Origin of the sequence: Bacillus sp. FJAT-27231 (assembly GCF_001183975.1) — a bacterium.
GTDB lineage: Bacteria > Bacillota > Bacilli > Bacillales > Domibacillaceae > Pseudobacillus > Pseudobacillus wudalianchiensis.
The window spans coordinates 2,546,909-2,563,606 of record NZ_LFZU01000001.1 but is presented as its reverse complement, the minus strand read 5'-3'; the positions used below and the strand labels follow the sequence as shown (position 1 = coordinate 2,563,606).

16 protein-coding genes are annotated in these 16,698 nt (G+C 41.4%); 14 read left to right on the top strand and 2 right to left on the bottom strand.

Features of this window, described 5'->3' with window-relative positions:
* The first annotated feature begins 42 nt into the window (after positions 1-42).
* The 7 genes from AC623_RS21115 (at position 43) to AC623_RS12195 (ending at position 6,578) form a co-directional block, all read left to right on the top strand.
* A complete protein-coding gene (locus tag AC623_RS21115; RefSeq protein ID WP_065409244.1) occupies positions 43-213 on the top strand; it encodes a YpmA family protein in 171 nt (56 codons plus the stop codon).
* A 34-nt stretch (positions 214-247) separates the two neighbouring features.
* Positions 248-1,447 (top strand): pyridoxal phosphate-dependent aminotransferase, encoded by a 1,200-nt coding sequence (locus AC623_RS12220; RefSeq protein WP_049662849.1) that lies wholly within the window; start codon positions 248-250, stop codon positions 1,445-1,447.
* Between the two features lie 418 nt (positions 1,448-1,865).
* The gene (locus tag AC623_RS12215) at positions 1,866-2,759 is read left to right on the top strand and encodes an alpha/beta fold hydrolase (protein WP_082174413.1); all 894 of its coding nucleotides are present in this window, start codon (positions 1,866-1,868) and stop codon (positions 2,757-2,759) included.
* Between the two features lie 472 nt (positions 2,760-3,231).
* Entirely contained in the window at positions 3,232-4,524 is a 1,293-nt protein-coding gene (asnS, locus tag AC623_RS12210) for an asparagine--tRNA ligase (protein WP_049662845.1), read from the top strand.
* Between the two features lie 204 nt (positions 4,525-4,728).
* On the top strand, positions 4,729-5,418 hold the full coding sequence (locus AC623_RS12205) for a DnaD domain-containing protein (RefSeq protein WP_049662842.1): 690 nt from the start codon (positions 4,729-4,731) through the stop codon (positions 5,416-5,418).
* A 15-nt stretch (positions 5,419-5,433) separates the two neighbouring features.
* Positions 5,434-6,087, top strand: a complete 654-nt coding sequence (nth, locus tag AC623_RS12200; protein ID WP_049662841.1) for an endonuclease III — start codon at positions 5,434-5,436, stop codon at positions 6,085-6,087.
* Entirely contained in the window at positions 6,084-6,578 is a 495-nt protein-coding gene (locus AC623_RS12195; protein ID WP_049662840.1) for a YpoC family protein, read from the top strand. Before nth ends, AC623_RS12195 begins: the two co-directional genes overlap by 4 nt.
* Before the next feature lie 215 nt (positions 6,579-6,793).
* Here AC623_RS12195 and AC623_RS12190 read toward each other — a convergent pair whose 3' ends face one another.
* Together AC623_RS12190 and recU are read right to left on the bottom strand one after the other, a co-directional pair.
* A complete protein-coding gene (locus AC623_RS12190) occupies positions 6,794-9,649 on the bottom strand; it encodes a transglycosylase domain-containing protein (protein ID WP_082174412.1) in 2,856 nt (951 codons plus the stop codon).
* A 54-nt stretch (positions 9,650-9,703) separates the two neighbouring features.
* Entirely contained in the window at positions 9,704-10,309 is a 606-nt protein-coding gene (recU, locus tag AC623_RS12185) for a Holliday junction resolvase RecU (protein ID WP_049662838.1), read from the bottom strand.
* A gap of 389 nt (positions 10,310-10,698) precedes the next feature.
* Between recU and AC623_RS12180 the strand changes: the two genes are divergently transcribed.
* The 7 genes from AC623_RS12180 to AC623_RS12150 all read left to right on the top strand — a co-directional run bounded on the left by AC623_RS12180 (position 10,699) and on the right by AC623_RS12150 (position 16,674).
* Entirely contained in the window at positions 10,699-10,920 is a 222-nt protein-coding gene (locus tag AC623_RS12180) for a hypothetical protein (protein WP_049662836.1), read from the top strand.
* Positions 10,921-11,020: 100 nt separating this feature from the next.
* Complete coding sequence (locus AC623_RS12175; protein WP_049662835.1) at positions 11,021-11,371, top strand: DUF1798 family protein; 351 nt, start codon at positions 11,021-11,023, stop codon at positions 11,369-11,371.
* A gap of 62 nt (positions 11,372-11,433) precedes the next feature.
* Positions 11,434-11,805 (top strand): YppG family protein, encoded by a 372-nt coding sequence (locus tag AC623_RS20805; RefSeq protein ID WP_053104138.1) that lies wholly within the window; start codon positions 11,434-11,436, stop codon positions 11,803-11,805.
* 149 nt (positions 11,806-11,954) lie between these two features.
* A complete protein-coding gene (locus tag AC623_RS12165) occupies positions 11,955-14,237 on the top strand; it encodes a DEAD/DEAH box helicase (RefSeq protein WP_049662834.1) in 2,283 nt (760 codons plus the stop codon).
* A gap of 1 nt (position 14,238) precedes the next feature.
* A complete protein-coding gene (locus AC623_RS12160) occupies positions 14,239-15,474 on the top strand; it encodes a ribonuclease H-like domain-containing protein (RefSeq protein WP_049662832.1) in 1,236 nt (411 codons plus the stop codon).
* A gap of 336 nt (positions 15,475-15,810) precedes the next feature.
* Complete coding sequence (locus AC623_RS12155; RefSeq protein WP_049662831.1) at positions 15,811-16,047, top strand: spore coat protein; 237 nt, start codon at positions 15,811-15,813, stop codon at positions 16,045-16,047.
* Between the two features lie 60 nt (positions 16,048-16,107).
* Entirely contained in the window at positions 16,108-16,674 is a 567-nt protein-coding gene (locus AC623_RS12150; RefSeq protein ID WP_049662829.1) for a DUF1273 domain-containing protein, read from the top strand.
* The last annotated feature ends 24 nt before the right edge of the window (positions 16,675-16,698 follow it).

The window sequence follows — 16,698 nt, the reverse complement described above, 5'->3', positions numbered from 1 at the left end:
TTAAAATTTCCTGATATAATATAAAAGAATGGGGGCATTCGCATGGAAAGTAAAATTGAAGTTTTATCCTCTGTTACGGTCAACAATCAGTCAGATCTATACAAAATTGTAGATACATTAAACCGTACGTTAAAGCGGGAAAATTTAATGTTTGGTTTGGCGCTTGATAAGGCAGACAAAGATAAAGCTGTTTTTACTATTTATCGTACATAATGAAATAAAATAGACAAATAGTGGAGGTATTTTTGTGAACGTACAATTAGCACAGCGGGTTAAAGCACTAACTCCTTCTACAACACTTGCCATTACAGCAAAAGCAAAAGAGATGAAAGCGCAAGGAATCGATGTGATTGGTCTTGGTGCAGGGGAGCCTGACTTTAATACACCTGAACATATCATTGAAGCAGCCTATGAATCACTGAAAAAAGGACAGACAAAATATACACCATCTGGCGGTCTTCCTGAATTAAAGGACGCGATCATTGGCAAGTTTGAAAAAGATCAAGGTTTAACTTATAAACGCAGTGAAATCATTGTAACTGTTGGAGCGAAGCATGCCCTGTATACATTGTTCCAAGTTATTTTAGATGAGGGAGATGAAGTGATCATCCCAACTCCATACTGGGTAAGTTACCCGGAACAAGTAAAGCTTGCTGATGGTACACCGGTTTATGTGGAGGGCAAGGAAGAGAATCATTTCAAGATTACGCCTGAGCAGCTTGAATCGGTGATCACACCGAAAACAAAAGCGGTTATCATTAATTCACCAAGCAATCCAACAGGAATGCTTTATTCAAAAGAAGAATTAGAAGCGCTTGGAGAAGTAGCGCTTAAACATAATATTTGGATTATTTCTGATGAAATTTACGAAAAGCTTGTCTATGGTGAGAATAAGCACGTATCCATTGCAGAGATCTCTCCAGCTTTAAAAGAACAGACGATCATTATTAATGGCGTATCTAAATCTCATTCGATGACAGGATGGCGTATCGGATACGCGGCAGGCAATGAGCAAGTGATTAAAGCAATGACAGACCTTGCAAGCCACTCAACATCTAATCCAACAGCTGTATCACAATATGGTACGATTGCTGCCTACGAAGGAACGCAAGAACCAGTGGAAGAAATGAAAAAAGCGTTTGAAGAGCGCTTAAATATTATCCACAGCAAGCTAAATGAAATTCCAGGAGTTAGCTGCCTAAAGCCTCAAGGAGCTTTCTATTTGTTCCCTAACGTGAAAGAAGCGGCTGCATTAACAGGGTTCAGCGACGTAGACGGTTTCGTTAAGGCACTTCTAGAAGACGCGAAAGTAGCGGTTATTCCAGGAAGCGGTTTTGGTTCTCCAGACAATATCCGTCTTTCCTATGCAACATCACTTGATCTTTTAGAAGCGGCAGTTGCCCGTATTGCGGAATACGTTAATAGCCACGCAACAGCAAACAAATAATAAATAGGTCAATGACACTGTAAGGCTGCTTCTAATTAGAAGCAGCCTTTTTGCTGTCTTTAAAAACTAGGCGCTGTTAAAGTAAGTAGTTCCGTTTTTGTGGACGAATATAGTAAATAATATATGGATTGGTATGCTATTTTTGGATGGTATAGCATCATTTCTATAGAAAATATTCTCAAAATAGCACAGTGAATAGCAACCCAATATGCTATTGACATTAGGGATTATCATCCTGTGAGTTGGGGTGTTGATTTGCTTGTTATTTGCGATGTTAGTTTTAGTCTATATGGAGTAAAATCAAAGATTGTTGTTATTTTATGTTGAAGCAAATATAAAGCATTTGAGTAAACTTGCACCTAAAGTAATGGACAAGTTAGCTTTAAGAAGGATTTTAATTTCCTATGCCGAATTTTAAATGGAAAAAGAAGAAAAGAGGTATACATTCTTGCAAGACTCATTTACTTTTTTACAAGATAATCGGAAATTATCTTATGTAAGCTATGGAGAAACAAATGAAAATACAGTTATCTTCTTTCATGGATTTGGTTCGTCGGTTAGTTCCATTCATCCCGATACAACAATATTAGATAAATATAATGTTCGGTTTTTTGCCGTTAATCGTCCAGGGTATGGAAACTCAGATTTGATGCTGAAATATACTATGGAAGACTATGCCGATTTTGTAAACAATTTTCTTATTGCGAAAGGAATTCAAAAGGTTTCGATTATTGGTTGGTCAGCTGGTGGATTATATAGCCAGGTTTTCGCTGATAAATATCCCGAAAAAGTCACGTCCCTTAATTTAGTTAGCAGTGCAATACCTCTAAATAGTAATGAAACTAAAAAGATTCTGCCTTCAAATTGGAAAATGATTTCTAATATGAATAGATACATCCCTATCATGACAAAGATTTACTTTAAAAACCTCAGTAAGAAATTATCCAATAATTTAGATGGTACAATACAAGAATCTATACAACAAATGGTTGAAAGCGATCAGAAAGTGGTAAATGACCCGCTAATGCGGACAGTAATAATGAAAGGGACAGTGGAAGCATATAGTAATGAGGGGCTCGGGGTTTATTACGATGCTCTTGCATTATGTAAAGCAGTAAAGTGTGCAAGCAACCCTTTACTTAATGCGAACGTTCATATTTGGCAAGGTGAAAAAGATACCATTTGGACTTTGGAGACTTCTAATTACCTTCGTAAGAAATACCCTAATTCCACCTATTCTTTTATTAAGAATGAAGGACACTTACTTTATTTATCTCATTGGGATGAAATACTTAAAAAAACGTTAAGCTAACAAGTGAATTTTAACGGTCAAGCTGAAAACTATAGTTAATATTGATTAGATTATAAATACTTCTATTTAAACGAATAGCCTTCGTTTAGGGGTAGGTTGTCTCTTTAAAAAATAGTCACTATGGTCAACAACAATTGTACATACGGAACTTGAGGTTTGAAAAATCCCCTCAAGTTTTTTGGGGTGCTATATACATTGTTTTTTATATTGTTAATTTGTATGTTATTTAACTAGCGACTTTAAATTTTCTTCCATTTGTCGGACTTACTTACTGTTAAAACGGATAGTGTTTTTACAGTTAATTGGACGGAAAATGACCGGCCGCAAGCGAAAATCAATAGCTGATTGTAACAAAGCCGAAAAATTCGAAACCGACCACGTTAACAGGCATTTTTTGTACTTTTTGATGAAACACAGGTATAATATGAAGCGAATGGGTTAGAATTGCCAAATATGTTGGAGGGAATATTACATGAAAATAACGATAGCGGAAGTAAGCCAATTCGTTGGACAAGAAGTAACGATTGGCGCTTGGCTGGCAAATAAACGTTCTAGTGGAAAAATTGCTTTTTTACAGCTTCGTGATGGAACAGGCTTTATCCAAGGCGTTGTTGTCAAAAGTGAAGTAGAAGAAGAACTCTTTAAAACAGCAAAAGCTCTGACGCAGGAATCTTCTCTATATGTTACAGGGATCGTCCAGGAAGACAACCGTTCGCCTTTTGGCTTTGAGTTAAATGTAACGGGTCTAGAAGTGATTGCTGAAGCTGTTGATTACCCAATTACACCAAAAGAGCACGGAACCGAATTTTTGATGGATCATCGTCATTTATGGCTGCGCTCTCGACGCCAGCATGCGGTTATGAAAATCCGCAATGAAATTATCCGGGCAACATACGAGTTTTTTAACGAGCGGGGATTTGTAAAAGTCGATCCGCCGATTTTAACCGGCAGCGCACCAGAAGGAACGTCCGAATTGTTCCATACTCAATATTTTGATGAAGACGCTTATCTTTCGCAAAGCGGGCAGCTTTATATGGAAGCAGCAGCGATGGCGCTTGGGAAAGTATTCTCCTTTGGACCGACCTTCCGTGCTGAAAAATCAAAAACCCGCCGTCATCTTATTGAATTTTGGATGATCGAGCCGGAAATGGCCTTTTACAACTTTGAAGATAATCTAAAGGTACAGGAAGAATATGTAGCCCACATTGTCCAGTCTGTTCTTAAGAATTGTCGTTTAGAGCTCGAACGGCTTGGCCGGGATACCTCGAAGCTAGAGCAGATTAAAGCGCCATTCCCGCGTATTACATATGATGAAGCGATCGAGTTTTTACACAAAAAAGGCTTTAACGATATTCAATGGGGGGACGACTTTGGTGCTCCTCATGAAACGGCGATTGCCGAAAGCTATGACAAGCCTGTATTTATTACGCATTATCCTACTTCTCTCAAGCCATTTTACATGCAGCCAGATTCAAATCGCGAAGAAGTCGTATTATGTGCGGATTTAATTGCGCCGGAAGGCTATGGAGAAATTATTGGCGGTTCGGAACGGATCCATGATCTGGATTTGTTAAGTGAGCGGATTAAGGAGCATGAACTTGATCCTGAAGCTTATAAGTGGTATCTTGAACTCCGGAAATACGGCTCCGTTCCTCATTCAGGCTTCGGTCTTGGTCTTGAGCGGACAGTTGCTTGGATTAGCGGCGTTGAACATGTCCGGGAAACAATTCCTTTTCCACGTTTATTAAACCGTCTCTATCCGTAATGGTCATGAGGTCATCTTGCCAGCAAACAATGAACCCGTTTTGCCATTAATATTTCTTGGCTTGACGGACGAGTTCTAAAAGCAGGCGAGGCGGCCTTTTCTTTATTTTTCATCTGTTAGTAAAAAGACAAATCACAATTTCTCATTTGTCAATTCTCAATTTTATAATTTCCCCATGATATACTTGATTGTGAGGTGTCTGCAATGGAACAAAAAGAATTATTAATGCGTTGGATGAACGAAGGAATGGTTAGTATTCCCCAGGTTTTGCTTACCTACTATAAAAAATTAAAGCTTAATGAAACAGAGCTTGTTTTATTACTGCAAATTTTTTCTTACAAACAAAAGGGCCGGCATTTTCCGACATTTGAGGAACTAGCGGATCGGATGACCATCTCTGCCGGTGAATGTTCCCTCTTAGTAAAAAAACTTGTACAACATCAAATACTGGCAATTGAACAAGGAGATACGCTAGGCTTTGAAAGCTATTCGTTAACCCCGCTTTGGAAGAAGCTTGCTGATTTTATGCTGCAGCAGTCAAGACAATCTGCGCTGCATCAAGCGATGAGCGAAGAGCAGGATTTATACACATGTTTTGAAAAAGAGTTTGGCCGGCCGCTTTCTCCACTCGAATGCGAAACACTGGCGATTTGGATTGATCAGGATCATCATGATGCGGTTATTATTAAAGCAGCTTTAAGAGAAGCGGTCATTTCAGGAAAGATGAATTTTCGCTATATCGACCGGATTCTTTTTGAATGGAAAAAGCAGGGGATTGAAACGCTAGAGCAGGCAAGAGAGTATGGCCAGCGTTTTAGGAAGAATCAATTACCCGTGGATCAAGTGCAGCGATCCAAGAAAGCTGTTCCATTCTACAACTGGCTTGAGCAGTAAAAGGAGAGAAAAGGTATGCTGAATAAAACGCAAATACGATATTGTCTAGATACGATCGCTGACATGTACCCCGACGCTCATTGCGAATTGAGTCATGACAATCCCTTTGAGTTAGTGATTGCTGTCCTGTTATCTGCTCAATGCACGGATGCTCTAGTGAATAAAGTGACAAAAGATTTGTTTAAAAAGTATAAAACGCCGGAAGAGTATTTAGCTGTCCCACTGGAGGAACTTCAAGAGGACATTCGTTCGATTGGCTTGTTTCGCAATAAGGCAAAAAGTATTCAAAAGTTATGCCGTATGTTAATTGAAGAGATGAATGGCGAGGTGCCCAGAACACAGGATGAATTAGTGAAGCTTCCGGGTGTGGGCAGGAAGACAGCTAATGTCGTAGCTTCTGTTGCTTTCGGCGTGCCTGCTATTGCTGTTGATACGCACGTAGAGAGAGTCAGCAAACGGCTCGGTTTTTGCCGCTGGAAAGACTCTGTAACAGAAGTGGAAGAAACGCTGATGCGAAAAATCCCAAAAGAAGAATGGTCTGTTACGCATCATCGGCTCATTTTTTTCGGACGCTATCATTGTAAAGCCCAATCTCCTCAATGTGAGATTTGTCCGCTGCTTGACTTATGCCGAGAAGGTCAAAAACGGATGAAGAAGAGAACGGGATGAGAAAGCAGATTGTAAAGGTTTCAGAACAATTGAAACACCCCTTGTTCTTTTCTGCAGAAGAATTCGTGGAATTGCCAGGGGGGCATTCGCTGTCTGCGCCTCCTTTTTTTATTTATGAATTATCGGAGAGGGAACGGCCTTGGATAGAGGAAAAGCAGGGCCTGCCTTTCGTGGAAAGAGAATGGTCCCAGCTCCAATCTCAGCTTGAAGAAAAGTTTCAACAGCGGGATAAGAAGATTCAGCTAGAAATGAAAGCGGCCATTGCCTTATTTTTAATGAAGCTATTTTGGAGCAACGGCCAGCCAGTGCAATTGAACAACTGGAAACAGAACGTAAAGAAACTTGATATCAAGCCGGTAAATGTCGAAGAGCGGCTTGAATTTATTTTTAATCGCCCTTACTCGTATCATTCTTATAGACAAGTATTTGAACTTATGAGTGAACAGGAAAAACAGGTAGCGAAGTATTCAATACTGAGACAGAAAAAATAAAAGGATGGCCTTGTGCCATCCTTTCAAGCTGTTGACAAACGTTCGCTCTCTTCGTTGCTCGCTTGCCTGAGGTGGTGATGACATTGATGGTCATTCCGCTGCTCGCCAGGTTTCACGCCTCGAAAGACAAACGTTTTTAATCAGCCTAATAGTATATAAAGTAGACTTTGTTTCCAATCAAAAAAGGATGGCCTTGGGCCATCCTTTTTTGATTATTATTCATCTGTACTTTGTGTTTGGGCACCCGCAGGAGGAGTAGGAGTGCCTTGTTGTGTATTGCCGCCAGAAGCAGGAGGTGTTCCTGTTCCTCCACCAGGAGGAGTAACAGGAGGTTTACTTGTATTGCCGCCTGTATTTCCACCGTTGCCACCAGTATTGCCGCCGTTACTGCCGCCATTGTTGCCACCGGTATTGCCGCCATTACCGCCGCCATTGTTGCCACCGGTATTGCCGCCGTTACCGCCGCCATTGTTGCCACCAGTATTGCCGCCGTTACCGCCGCCATTGTTGCCACCGGTATTGCCGCCATTACCGCCGCCATTGTTGCCACCAGTATTGCCGCCATTACCGTTGCCATTACCATTATCGTTGTCCTTGTCGCCTGGGGTTGATTGATCATCATCAGGCTGTGTTGACGGTGGATTATCCTCGTCGCTATTTGCCGGAGGCTCTTCACCTGTCGGAACAGTGATAGATGTTGAGGCCGTATCCACTGTTTGGCCATCCACGGTTGCTGTTACGGTATAGCTGTATGAATTTCCTGGCTGGGCATTGCCAAAAACGGCGGATGTGCCGCTAGTCGATTGAGATTCACCAGTTGAGGAAGAAACAGCAAAGCTTGGTGTTCCTTTTCCTCCAAACGACCATGATACTTTTATGCTTTGAGAGGATGCGTCATAAGAAGCAGTAAGGTTCTCAATTTTTCCTTCTTTTTCTTTTTCTTTATCCTCGTCGTCTTTCTTGTCTTTAAAGTCATTAAAGACTTTCTTAGGCTCTTCCCCTTTAATGAATAGTTCATACACTTTTTCGCTGTTAGGAGTACCTGCTCCTGCAATTTCAGCTGGGTTTGATCCTTTTTTAATTGGAAGCTCGACTACGCTATTTGGTTTTTTAAAGTTCTTCGTTTCTTTATCGGATGATACTTCTTCCATCAAGTGTTTAAACAATTGCTTGGAAATGTTTTGGCTATCTTTTGATAAATATTCTTTTTTACTTTCATATCCTGTCCAGATGGCTGCTGTGTAGTTTGTTGTATAACCAACAAACCAAGAATCTGGTGCAGCTGAAGAAGGAATATTCCATTCTCGCTTTTCTTTTTCTGTGTAGTTCGTTGTTCCGGTTTTCCCTGCTAAAGGAAGGCCAGGAATGTTCGCTCGGCGGCCTGTTCCTTCTTTCACTACGTCCTTTAGCATATCGGTAATCATATAAGCCGTGTAATCATTCATAGCTTTCTTCGGCTTAATCGGATTTCTTACTTCTGTATCACCGTCAGCTAGGACGATTTTCTTTACTGTATGGGGCTTAATATAAGTGCCTCCGTTACCAAAAGCTGCATAAGCACCAGATAAATCAAGCGGAGAAATGCCGCTCATGGCTCCGATAGAGTTAGATTCATTTTCTGATTGACTCTTGGCAAGTTGGATTCCTACGTTATTTAAGAATTCATTAGCTTTTTCATGGCCGACCTTTTTATAGGTTTGCAAAGCAGGAATATTACGAGAATAGGTAAGAGCTGTTCTCATTGACAAAGGACCCATATAAGATCCGCCAGCGTTTCGAATCGGTGTTCCGTTTGAATAAGTATCAGGCCGGTCATCGAGCTGTTGGTACGTTGACCACTTTAAATACTCAATAGCTGGTCCGTAATCGATGAGCGGCTTAATAACTGATCCAGGCTGACGTTGCTTTAAATCTACCGCATAGTTAAAGCCACGCTCGACCTTTTGATTTCTTCCGCCGCCAATGGCTCGGACTTCTCCGGTTTTCGTATCGATTAAAGAGATTCCTGCCTGGAACTTTTCGCTTGGATAATTGATGATTTCTTCTGTGTCCAAGAGTTTTTCCATATAAGTTTGTGCTTTTGGATCAAGGGTTGTGTAAATTTTTAACCCGTCAGAGTAAGGGTTGTATCCGCCCATTTTTTGGACTTCTTCCACTACCATATCAATATAGGCGTTGAACTTTTTTGCAGGACCAGTGTCTGGCTTCTGCTCAGCGAGCTGGTCGGTTACAGATGTTTGTTTTGCTTTCTCCATATCAGAGGTAGAGATTTTATGGTGCTGCTCCATTAAAGACAGCACAACATTCCGGCGCTTTTCTGCTCGGTCCGGATGTTTGAATGGATTGTAGTTATTCGGGCTTTGCGGCATGCCGGCAATCAATGCTGCTTCAGGTAAAGTCAGCTCATCAAGTTCTTTTCCGAAATAATGATTGGCTGCTTCTTTAATGCCGAAAATGCGATCTGACATAAAAACTTTATTCACATACATTTCAAAGATTTCTTCTTTGGAGTATTCTTTATCAAGCTGATAAGCGAGCCATGCTTCCTGGGCTTTTCGCTTTATCGTTTTATCAGGAGACAAGAAGGACATTTTTACAACCTGTTGAGTAATCGTACTTGCTCCCTCTGAGCCAAAGCCATTTGTTACGTTTTTAATTGCGGCTCCTCCGATACGGATAATATCGACACCGTGATGTTTAAAAAAGCGAGCATCTTCTGTCGCAAGGATCGCATCTCTTACTAAAGGCGGAATATCCTCGTATTTGACATAATCACGCTTTTGCGAACCGACAGATGTAACAAAATCGCCATTCATATCATAAATTTTGGATGAAATCGGGTCATGCAGCAGCCCTTCGTCAAGCTTCGGGGCGTCCTTTACCATAAGTGCAAATGTACCAAGCCCGCCCGCAAGCATTAATAAGAATAAGGCGGCAAAAGTAAGAAATATTTTTTTAGCTAAAGATGATTTTTTCTTCTTTGGTTTTTTTGCAGCTGGCGCCGTGTTTTGGGGCGCACGTTTTTTTTGCTTCTTTCTTCTTTCTATACGTGAATTGTATTGATCAGACATTTGTGCAATATCCTCGCTTTCAATGGAAATAAAGAGTGTTAAGCTTCTGTTATTCTAAAAATATAGCTGATCGATGACAGATAAATAAGGGATACGGGGGTGAAGGCCTGTCTGAATCGAAAAGCCTGAGCTCTCAATTTCCGCTTTTGTAATCGATTTTCGGCCGCCGTTCTCCATTCTATCCCAATACTCGAACAAACGGCTCGCAGGAAGGTAAAATACTTCCCCGGTTGTGGTGAAACGAATAATAACAAAGCTGATGCCTTTCTGCTTTTCAACGTTTTTCATATGGGTAATTTGGTGACGATGAAAGTTTTTTAATGGAAAAGCTGTTGCGTTCTTCGTTTCTTTTGCTTCAAAGTCAACGTATTTCCCCCGGTACACGCCATTATAGTCAGTGGTGGAGGCTTGTTTAAAGTAGGCTTCCTTGATGACTGCTGCGCTCCTTCTAGGATAGTCCACCTGAACAATTTGTACAGGCGTCGGCTTTTTATGGATTACTGCTAATCCACGCTCGAGATAGAAGGTATTCGTATCATTCAAATCCTCCTCAAGCGTCATTCCTCTGTTGCTGTAGCTATCCTGCAGAGGAGGCTGTCTAGTTGTCCTAGTTTTCGTATCCGTTACATATTTCTTTCCGTTCGGATATTTTATTGTCATTGCATACACCTCACAAGATAATACATATCATAACAGAAAAATTATTTACAGGGGAAAAAATAGAATGATTTTTTCCTTTTTCCGTTCGGTATCCGAAGTGAGAGTTCTTACCCGGCAGCCCTCTTGTACAGTTATGCAGCTGAACCATCTCATATAACCCATTTCGCGCTTCTTTATTATAACCTTTTCAGACGTGCTCTGCATTTTAAAGAATATGGTACCTTGAGAGAATAAAAGCTTTGTCGAATAAAATGAATTTTTTTGACCCGCTGCTTCTTTCTTTGCCGAATAGAACCTAGTTTTGTCAGGCAGGAAGGAATTCATTGGGAGAAGAGAGAAAGAGGTGAGCAAGAGAAACAGCGGGAAAAAACTTAAAAGGAGTGGGGAGAATGACGAGAGAAGAAGTGCTTCGTACATTAAATGAGATTGAGGAAAAGGTAGAGCAAATTGAAAAAGTATTAAAGAAACGAGTGACCATTATGCACAAGGCTCACTATTCACGTCTTTGGAAAAAGAAAGAAATGGTCATGGCGCGCATGAATCAGCTTGAAGAAGGGGCAGATTTCTTATTGGCCGCTACTCCTTCCTATAGAATGGTCCAATCCTTTTAATGTATGAAACAGATGTAAGAGCGGCCTCTTGAAGACTCTCATAAAAACTTATAAACTATATAGGCACGAAAGAATGATGGGGTGAAGAGGAGAGTAGGATATGAGCAGACTTCAAGAATTAACAGAGAGGCTAATAGAGATCGTCACCCATGCCAATAACCGCTATCATATAGCGAGAGAGCAACAGAAAAAAGGAGATTTTTATAAAGAAGTAAAACCGTTTGCGGATGAAGCTCATCTGCAGTTAAAGGAATGGGAAAAAGAAATTAGGACTTGTTTACAGACAACACGTTTCAAATATATTCATGATCCCCAAGTGAAATCCGTCGTAGAAAATATAGAGCTGATTTCAGTGCAGGCATTTTTTCCGGAAACGAGCTATACACGCTTTCGAAATTATGTAGAATCAACTCTCTTTGTTTTACAGCAGCTGTTAAAAGAATTAAGATAGCATTCACTTTTTTCCTCGAATCAACGTAAAATGTTATAACCAACATTGTGGGAGGGAAAAAGATGAACCCGTGGGAACAGGTGCATCCATATTCTGGACCTTATCCTTATCAATCGCCGGCCGCCTATCCCGGCCACACACCTTCTCCACCTGGGTACAATCAATATCCAGGTGATTTGTGGAGTCATCCGCTTTATCAAATGCAAATGCCAGAGGGACCGTACCAAATGTTTTCACCTGCTTCTTCCATGCCGCAAACTATACCGTCGGCACCGCCAGCGAAAAGCAATAGCCAGCTTTTGCTGAAATCTTTTCAAAATAAAGACGGTACATTTGATATTAACAAAGCAATGGATACGGCGGGAATGATGGTGAATACAGTGTCCCAGCTGTCAAAAGTTGTAAAAGATATGTCTGGCTGGCTAAAAGTATAAGAAAGTGAGCGTTTGTCTACAGCTCTATGGCCCTAAAGGAAAGAATCCTTCTGGGTCTTTTTGTTGTGTAAAAAGCAGATCTTTACATAGACTGTTGTTTTCCTTCCAAATGGATCGTTTGTTCGCTAAAATAGAGAGGAGGTGAGAGCATGCTATTCAGGAGAAAAACGTTACAAGAGGCCATTGACTGGCTAAGGCAGGAAGAAGCTATCCGTTCAAATATTATTCATTGGCATACGATCCCGGAAAAAAAGGCGGATACCGTTTCGCTGCCGGCTGATATTGCCCCTGAGCTTGCAGCCGCTTTAAAGAACAGAGGAATTGAAACGTTATATACCCATCAATTATCGGCTTATGAAGCAGCAAGAAAGGGAGAAAGCTTTGTAGCCGTCACACCGACAGCATCTGGGAAAACACTTTGCTATAATTTACCCGTTATTCAATCTATTATTGAAAATGAAGAAACACGGGCTCTTTACCTGTTTCCTACTAAAGCCCTTGCCCAAGATCAAAAGAGCGAGATCAATGAATTAATCCAGGAGATCGGGCTGCCGATCAACAGCTACACGTATGATGGAGATACACCGGCAAATATCCGGCAAAAAGTGCGGAAGGCTGGACAAGTTATTCTCACAAATCCTGATATGCTGCATTCCGCTATTTTGCCTCATCATACGAAGTGGGTATCGTTATTTGAAAACTTAAAATACATCATTATTGATGAACTTCATATATATAGAGGGGTGTTTGGCAGTCACGTAGCCAATGTGCTGCGCCGCTTACAGCGCATTTGCCGCTACTATGGAAGTGATCCGGTTTTTATTTGCACTTCTGCTACCATCGCTAATCCACTAGAGCTTGCTGAGTCATTAACTGAAAAAAAGATAAAATTAATTGATCAAAATGGAGCGCCGGCTGGCAAAAAGCACTTCGTGTTTTATAATCCGCCTGTCGTGAATAAGCCCCTTAATATTCGGCGCAGTGCGGTCCTTGAAGTCCGCCGTCTTGCAGGTGAAATGTTAAAAAATAAAATCCAAACGATTGTCTTTGCCAGAAGCCGGGTACGGGTTGAAATACTTTTGACATATTTGCAAGAGCTCGTCAAAAATGAACTTGGCTCTAAGTCCATTAGAGGCTATCGAGGGGGATATTTGCCTACACAGCGCCGTGAGATTGAAAAAGGGTTAAGAAATGGAGAGATTTATGGGGTAGTGAGCACGAATGCGTTGGAATTAGGAGTAGATATTGGTCAGCTGCAAGTGTGTGTGATGACTGGCTACCCTGGCACGATTGCGAGTGCTTGGCAGCAGGCGGGAAGAGCCGGCCGCCGCCACGGAGAATCACTCGTTATTATGGTAGCAAGCTCTGACCCGCTCGATCAATTCATCATAGATCATCCTAATTATTTCTTTAAGCGGACGCCGGAAACAGCCCGCATTAATCCTGACAATCTCGTAATTTTAGTCGATCATTTAAAATGTGCTGCCTATGAGCTTCCTTTTAAAAAGGGAGAATTATTTGGGAAGACGGATATTGAAGAAGTGCTGGAATTTTTAACTGAGGAGAGAGTGCTTCATGAAAATCATGGCCAATGGTTTTGGATGAACGACTCCTTTCCGGCTCATAACATCAGCTTGCGCTCTGCTTCACAGGAAAATGTCGTTATTATTGATATTTCCACAACGGCCAGCCATAAGGTGATTGGAGAGATGGATACTTTTAGTGCTATGACGCTTTTACATGAAGAAGCCATTTATCTTCATCAGGGAATCCAATACCAGGTAGAAGAGCTCGATTGGGAAGAGAAAAAAGCCTATGTCCGCGAAGTAGATGTCGACTACTTTACAGATGCGAATTTAGCTGTTCAGTTACAAGTACTAGAAGAAGATAAACTGCAGGAAAAAGAGCACGTTACATTTTCTTATGGAGATGTTGCTGTTCATGCGATGGCTACTATTTTTAAAAAAATTAAATTCGATACACATGAAAACATCGGATCAGGCCCTATTCACTTGCCGGAAGTAGAGCTGCATACGAATGCGATGTGGATGTCATTGAACGCGGAATTAAAGGATTTGTCGGAGGAGCGGCTAGAGAACGGCCTGATTGGAGCGGCCCATTCTTTGAAAGCGATCATCCCTTTATTTGCAATGTGCGATCCAAATGATATTCATATCGTGCCGCAAGTAAAAGCGAGCCATAATCAAAAGCCAACGATCTTTGTATATGATCATTATCCGGGCGGAATTGGACTAAGTGAACAGGTTTTCAATCAATTAGAAGAAATTATAAAGCAGGCAGCCGAACTGATTCATCATTGCCCTTGCCCAAGTGGCTGTCCTTCCTGTATCGGCACAGAGACCGCTCTTCATACGGCTAAAAAGGATGCATACCGCCTGCTTGAGATGTTTCTAACGATAGGAGCGAAATAAAATGGGGTTATCTGGAAAACTTCAGCGGATGAAGCGCCATATTGTAAGGGAAGAGACAAAGGAAATGATAGAAAAGCCGGTCGTCCAGCAGCTCGATTTTCCTTACATGGATGAATGGGAAAAAGCGGGGGCAAAGCCCTATGTGTTAGGTGATCAATGGTGTCTTATCCGTGAAGCCAGCTATCCACTCTCTTTTCAGCACGGCAAGCATCAATTTTCCGAAGTAAAAAAAGCAGTCGCTAAATGGAACGAATGGGAAGGGACGCATCCGCTGTCTGCCAAAGGGTTGGCGGCTTCAGATTTATTTTTCTTTGATACAGAGACGACGGGTCTTGGAGGCGGAGCAGGAAACACCATTTTTTTGCTCGGTTATGCAAGAATAAAGGAAGAAGAGGTAGTGGTACGCCAGCATTTTTTGCCTGCTCCAGGAAATGAAGTCGCTCTCTATTCAAGCTTTCTCGAAAACGTGGATTATACGACGCTTGTTACGTATAATGGAAAATCGTTTGACTGGCCGCAAGTGAAAACACGCCATACACTTGTTCGTGAACACGTTCCGAAGCTGCCGAGCTTTGGTCATTTTGACTTATACCATGCGTCCAGAAGGTTATGGAAGCATTCGATGGAGTCTGTCAAACTTGTCAACGTCGAAAAGGAAAAACTGGACATTGCTCGGGTAGAGGATATTCCTGGCTATTTGGCGCCGATGATTTATTTTGATTTTGTCGAGCGAAAGCACCCTGAAGGTGTACTGAAAGTGATGGAACATAATGAAAGAGATATTTTAACCCTTATCACCCTTTATACTCATATTAGCTTTCATCTATTACAGGAAGGAAACTATTATACTAGCCGGGAACGACTAGAGGTGGCAAAGTGGTTATCAGCGGTGGGAGAAAAAAAACTCTCGGCGGGAGCTTACCAGGAGCTGGTGGATGAGCAGCATGAAGAGGTACAAACGGCTGCCAGCCATGCTTTAGCTTTTCATTTCAAAAGAGAAAAAGAATGGGATCAAGCGGTGAATCTTTGGAAAAGAGTGTGCGAAAAAGGAAAGCTGCCTGAAAGGATAGAGGCGCATATTGAGCTTAGCAAATATTACGAACATCAACGAAAATGTTATGGGCAAGCCCTGCACCATGCAGAGGAAGCTCATAGACTCCATAATAATACGAGCAAACGGATGGAAGAAGATTTAATCAAAAGAAAAAAACGGTTAGAGCGAAAGATGGATGCGTAGGTAATTAGGTCTAATTCTTGTTTTGAAAAACGACAAGTTTTTAGTTGCTTCAACAAAAATAATTTCCTTTTCTTTATTGTTTCTTGTGACAAAAGGCGGTAAAATGTAGAATGGTATGAAAAGATATAAGAAAATATTTACGGGGTGGAATGAACGTGTATCGCGCTTTATTTGTGTTGTTCTTTGTTGTCGTCGGCTTAACGGCTTTTTTTATGACCAATATGAAAGATAGCTTTTCAAACTTTATGTGAAAATAGGTATTCATAATAGTACATGTCCCCTTGCTTCTACATAGACTGTTTTATATAGACAGAGAGGGAAAGGGGGAAGAGAATCATGCACTACAACCGTCCTATTGTATTACCGGCTGTGATTCATCCACCGATGTGTTGCGAAAATCACACTTTTGAGCAATTTATTGTGCCGCATATTCATCCAACACACACGGCCAACATCAATCACCAAATGTACCAACATCAACATTATTACCCACAAACTCAATCCTTTGCTCAAGATGTGAACAATCAGCAATTTGTCTGTGGTGGAGGACCGCGGAGGCCATTTGGTTTTTAAGTAGATAAAAAAGTGAGGGGCAATCCCTTGCTTTTTTATTATGTTAAAGGAGGTTTTGGGGTGTCTGTTTGGACAGTAGCCGGGTACAAACCCTACGAGCTTGGAATTTTCAAAAAAGATGATCCGGCGGTCTTTTTTATAAAAAAGGCTTTAGAGAAGGAGCTGCGCAGATTGCTTGAGGAAGGAATGGAATGGCTGCTAATTAGCGGTCAGCTCGGTGTCGAGTGCTGGGCAGCGGAAGTGCTGTTTGAGTTGAAGAAAGAATTTTCCGATGCTAAACTTGCTGTCCTTACTCCTTTTTTGCAGCAGCATGAAAACTGGAAAGAGGACAACCAAACTTATTACGAAGCCATTTTGGCACAAGCTGATTTTGTGGATTCGGTATCTAAGGAGCCGTATAAGAATCCAGTACAATTTCGGAACAAAAATCAGCTGTTTTTACAAAAAGCTGCCGGTTTGCTGGCTGTCTATGATGAAGAAAAGACGGGATCTCCCCAGTATTTGTGGAATATGGCCCGTGCTCTTCAGCAGAACCAACCCTTTGAGATCCGCCAAATAACATTTTATGATTTGCAGCTCATTGCAGAAGAGGAGCAGCTGAAGGAAACGGATTGGGATTATAGCTGAATAGATTGACAAATTGGCCCGTTT

Bases quoted from the DNA above. Each gene is read 5' to 3' on its own strand.
- AC623_RS12190 (WP_082174412.1), bottom strand. From the start codon at position 9,649: ATGTCTGATCAATACAATTCACGTATAGAAAGAAGAAAGAAGCAAAAA.
- AC623_RS21115 (WP_065409244.1), top strand. From the start codon at position 43: ATGGAAAGTAAAATTGAAGTTTTATCCTCTGTTACGGTCAACAATCAG.
- AC623_RS20805 (WP_053104138.1), top strand. From the start codon at position 11,434: ATGAACCCGTGGGAACAGGTGCATCCATATTCTGGACCTTATCCTTAT.
- recU (WP_049662838.1), bottom strand. From the start codon at position 10,309: ATGACAATAAAATATCCGAACGGAAAGAAATATGTAACGGATACGAAA.
- AC623_RS12165 (WP_049662834.1), top strand. From the start codon at position 11,955: ATGCTATTCAGGAGAAAAACGTTACAAGAGGCCATTGACTGGCTAAGG.
- AC623_RS12195 (WP_049662840.1), top strand. From the start codon at position 6,084: ATGAGAAAGCAGATTGTAAAGGTTTCAGAACAATTGAAACACCCCTTG.
- AC623_RS12160 (WP_049662832.1), top strand. From the start codon at position 14,239: ATGGGGTTATCTGGAAAACTTCAGCGGATGAAGCGCCATATTGTAAGG.
- AC623_RS12215 (WP_082174413.1), top strand. From the start codon at position 1,866: ATGGAAAAAGAAGAAAAGAGGTATACATTCTTGCAAGACTCATTTACT.
- asnS (WP_049662845.1), top strand. From the start codon at position 3,232: ATGAAAATAACGATAGCGGAAGTAAGCCAATTCGTTGGACAAGAAGTA.
- AC623_RS12180 (WP_049662836.1), top strand. From the start codon at position 10,699: ATGACGAGAGAAGAAGTGCTTCGTACATTAAATGAGATTGAGGAAAAG.
- AC623_RS12175 (WP_049662835.1), top strand. From the start codon at position 11,021: ATGAGCAGACTTCAAGAATTAACAGAGAGGCTAATAGAGATCGTCACC.
- AC623_RS12205 (WP_049662842.1), top strand. From the start codon at position 4,729: ATGGAACAAAAAGAATTATTAATGCGTTGGATGAACGAAGGAATGGTT.
- AC623_RS12155 (WP_049662831.1), top strand. From the start codon at position 15,811: ATGCACTACAACCGTCCTATTGTATTACCGGCTGTGATTCATCCACCG.
- nth (WP_049662841.1), top strand. From the start codon at position 5,434: ATGCTGAATAAAACGCAAATACGATATTGTCTAGATACGATCGCTGAC.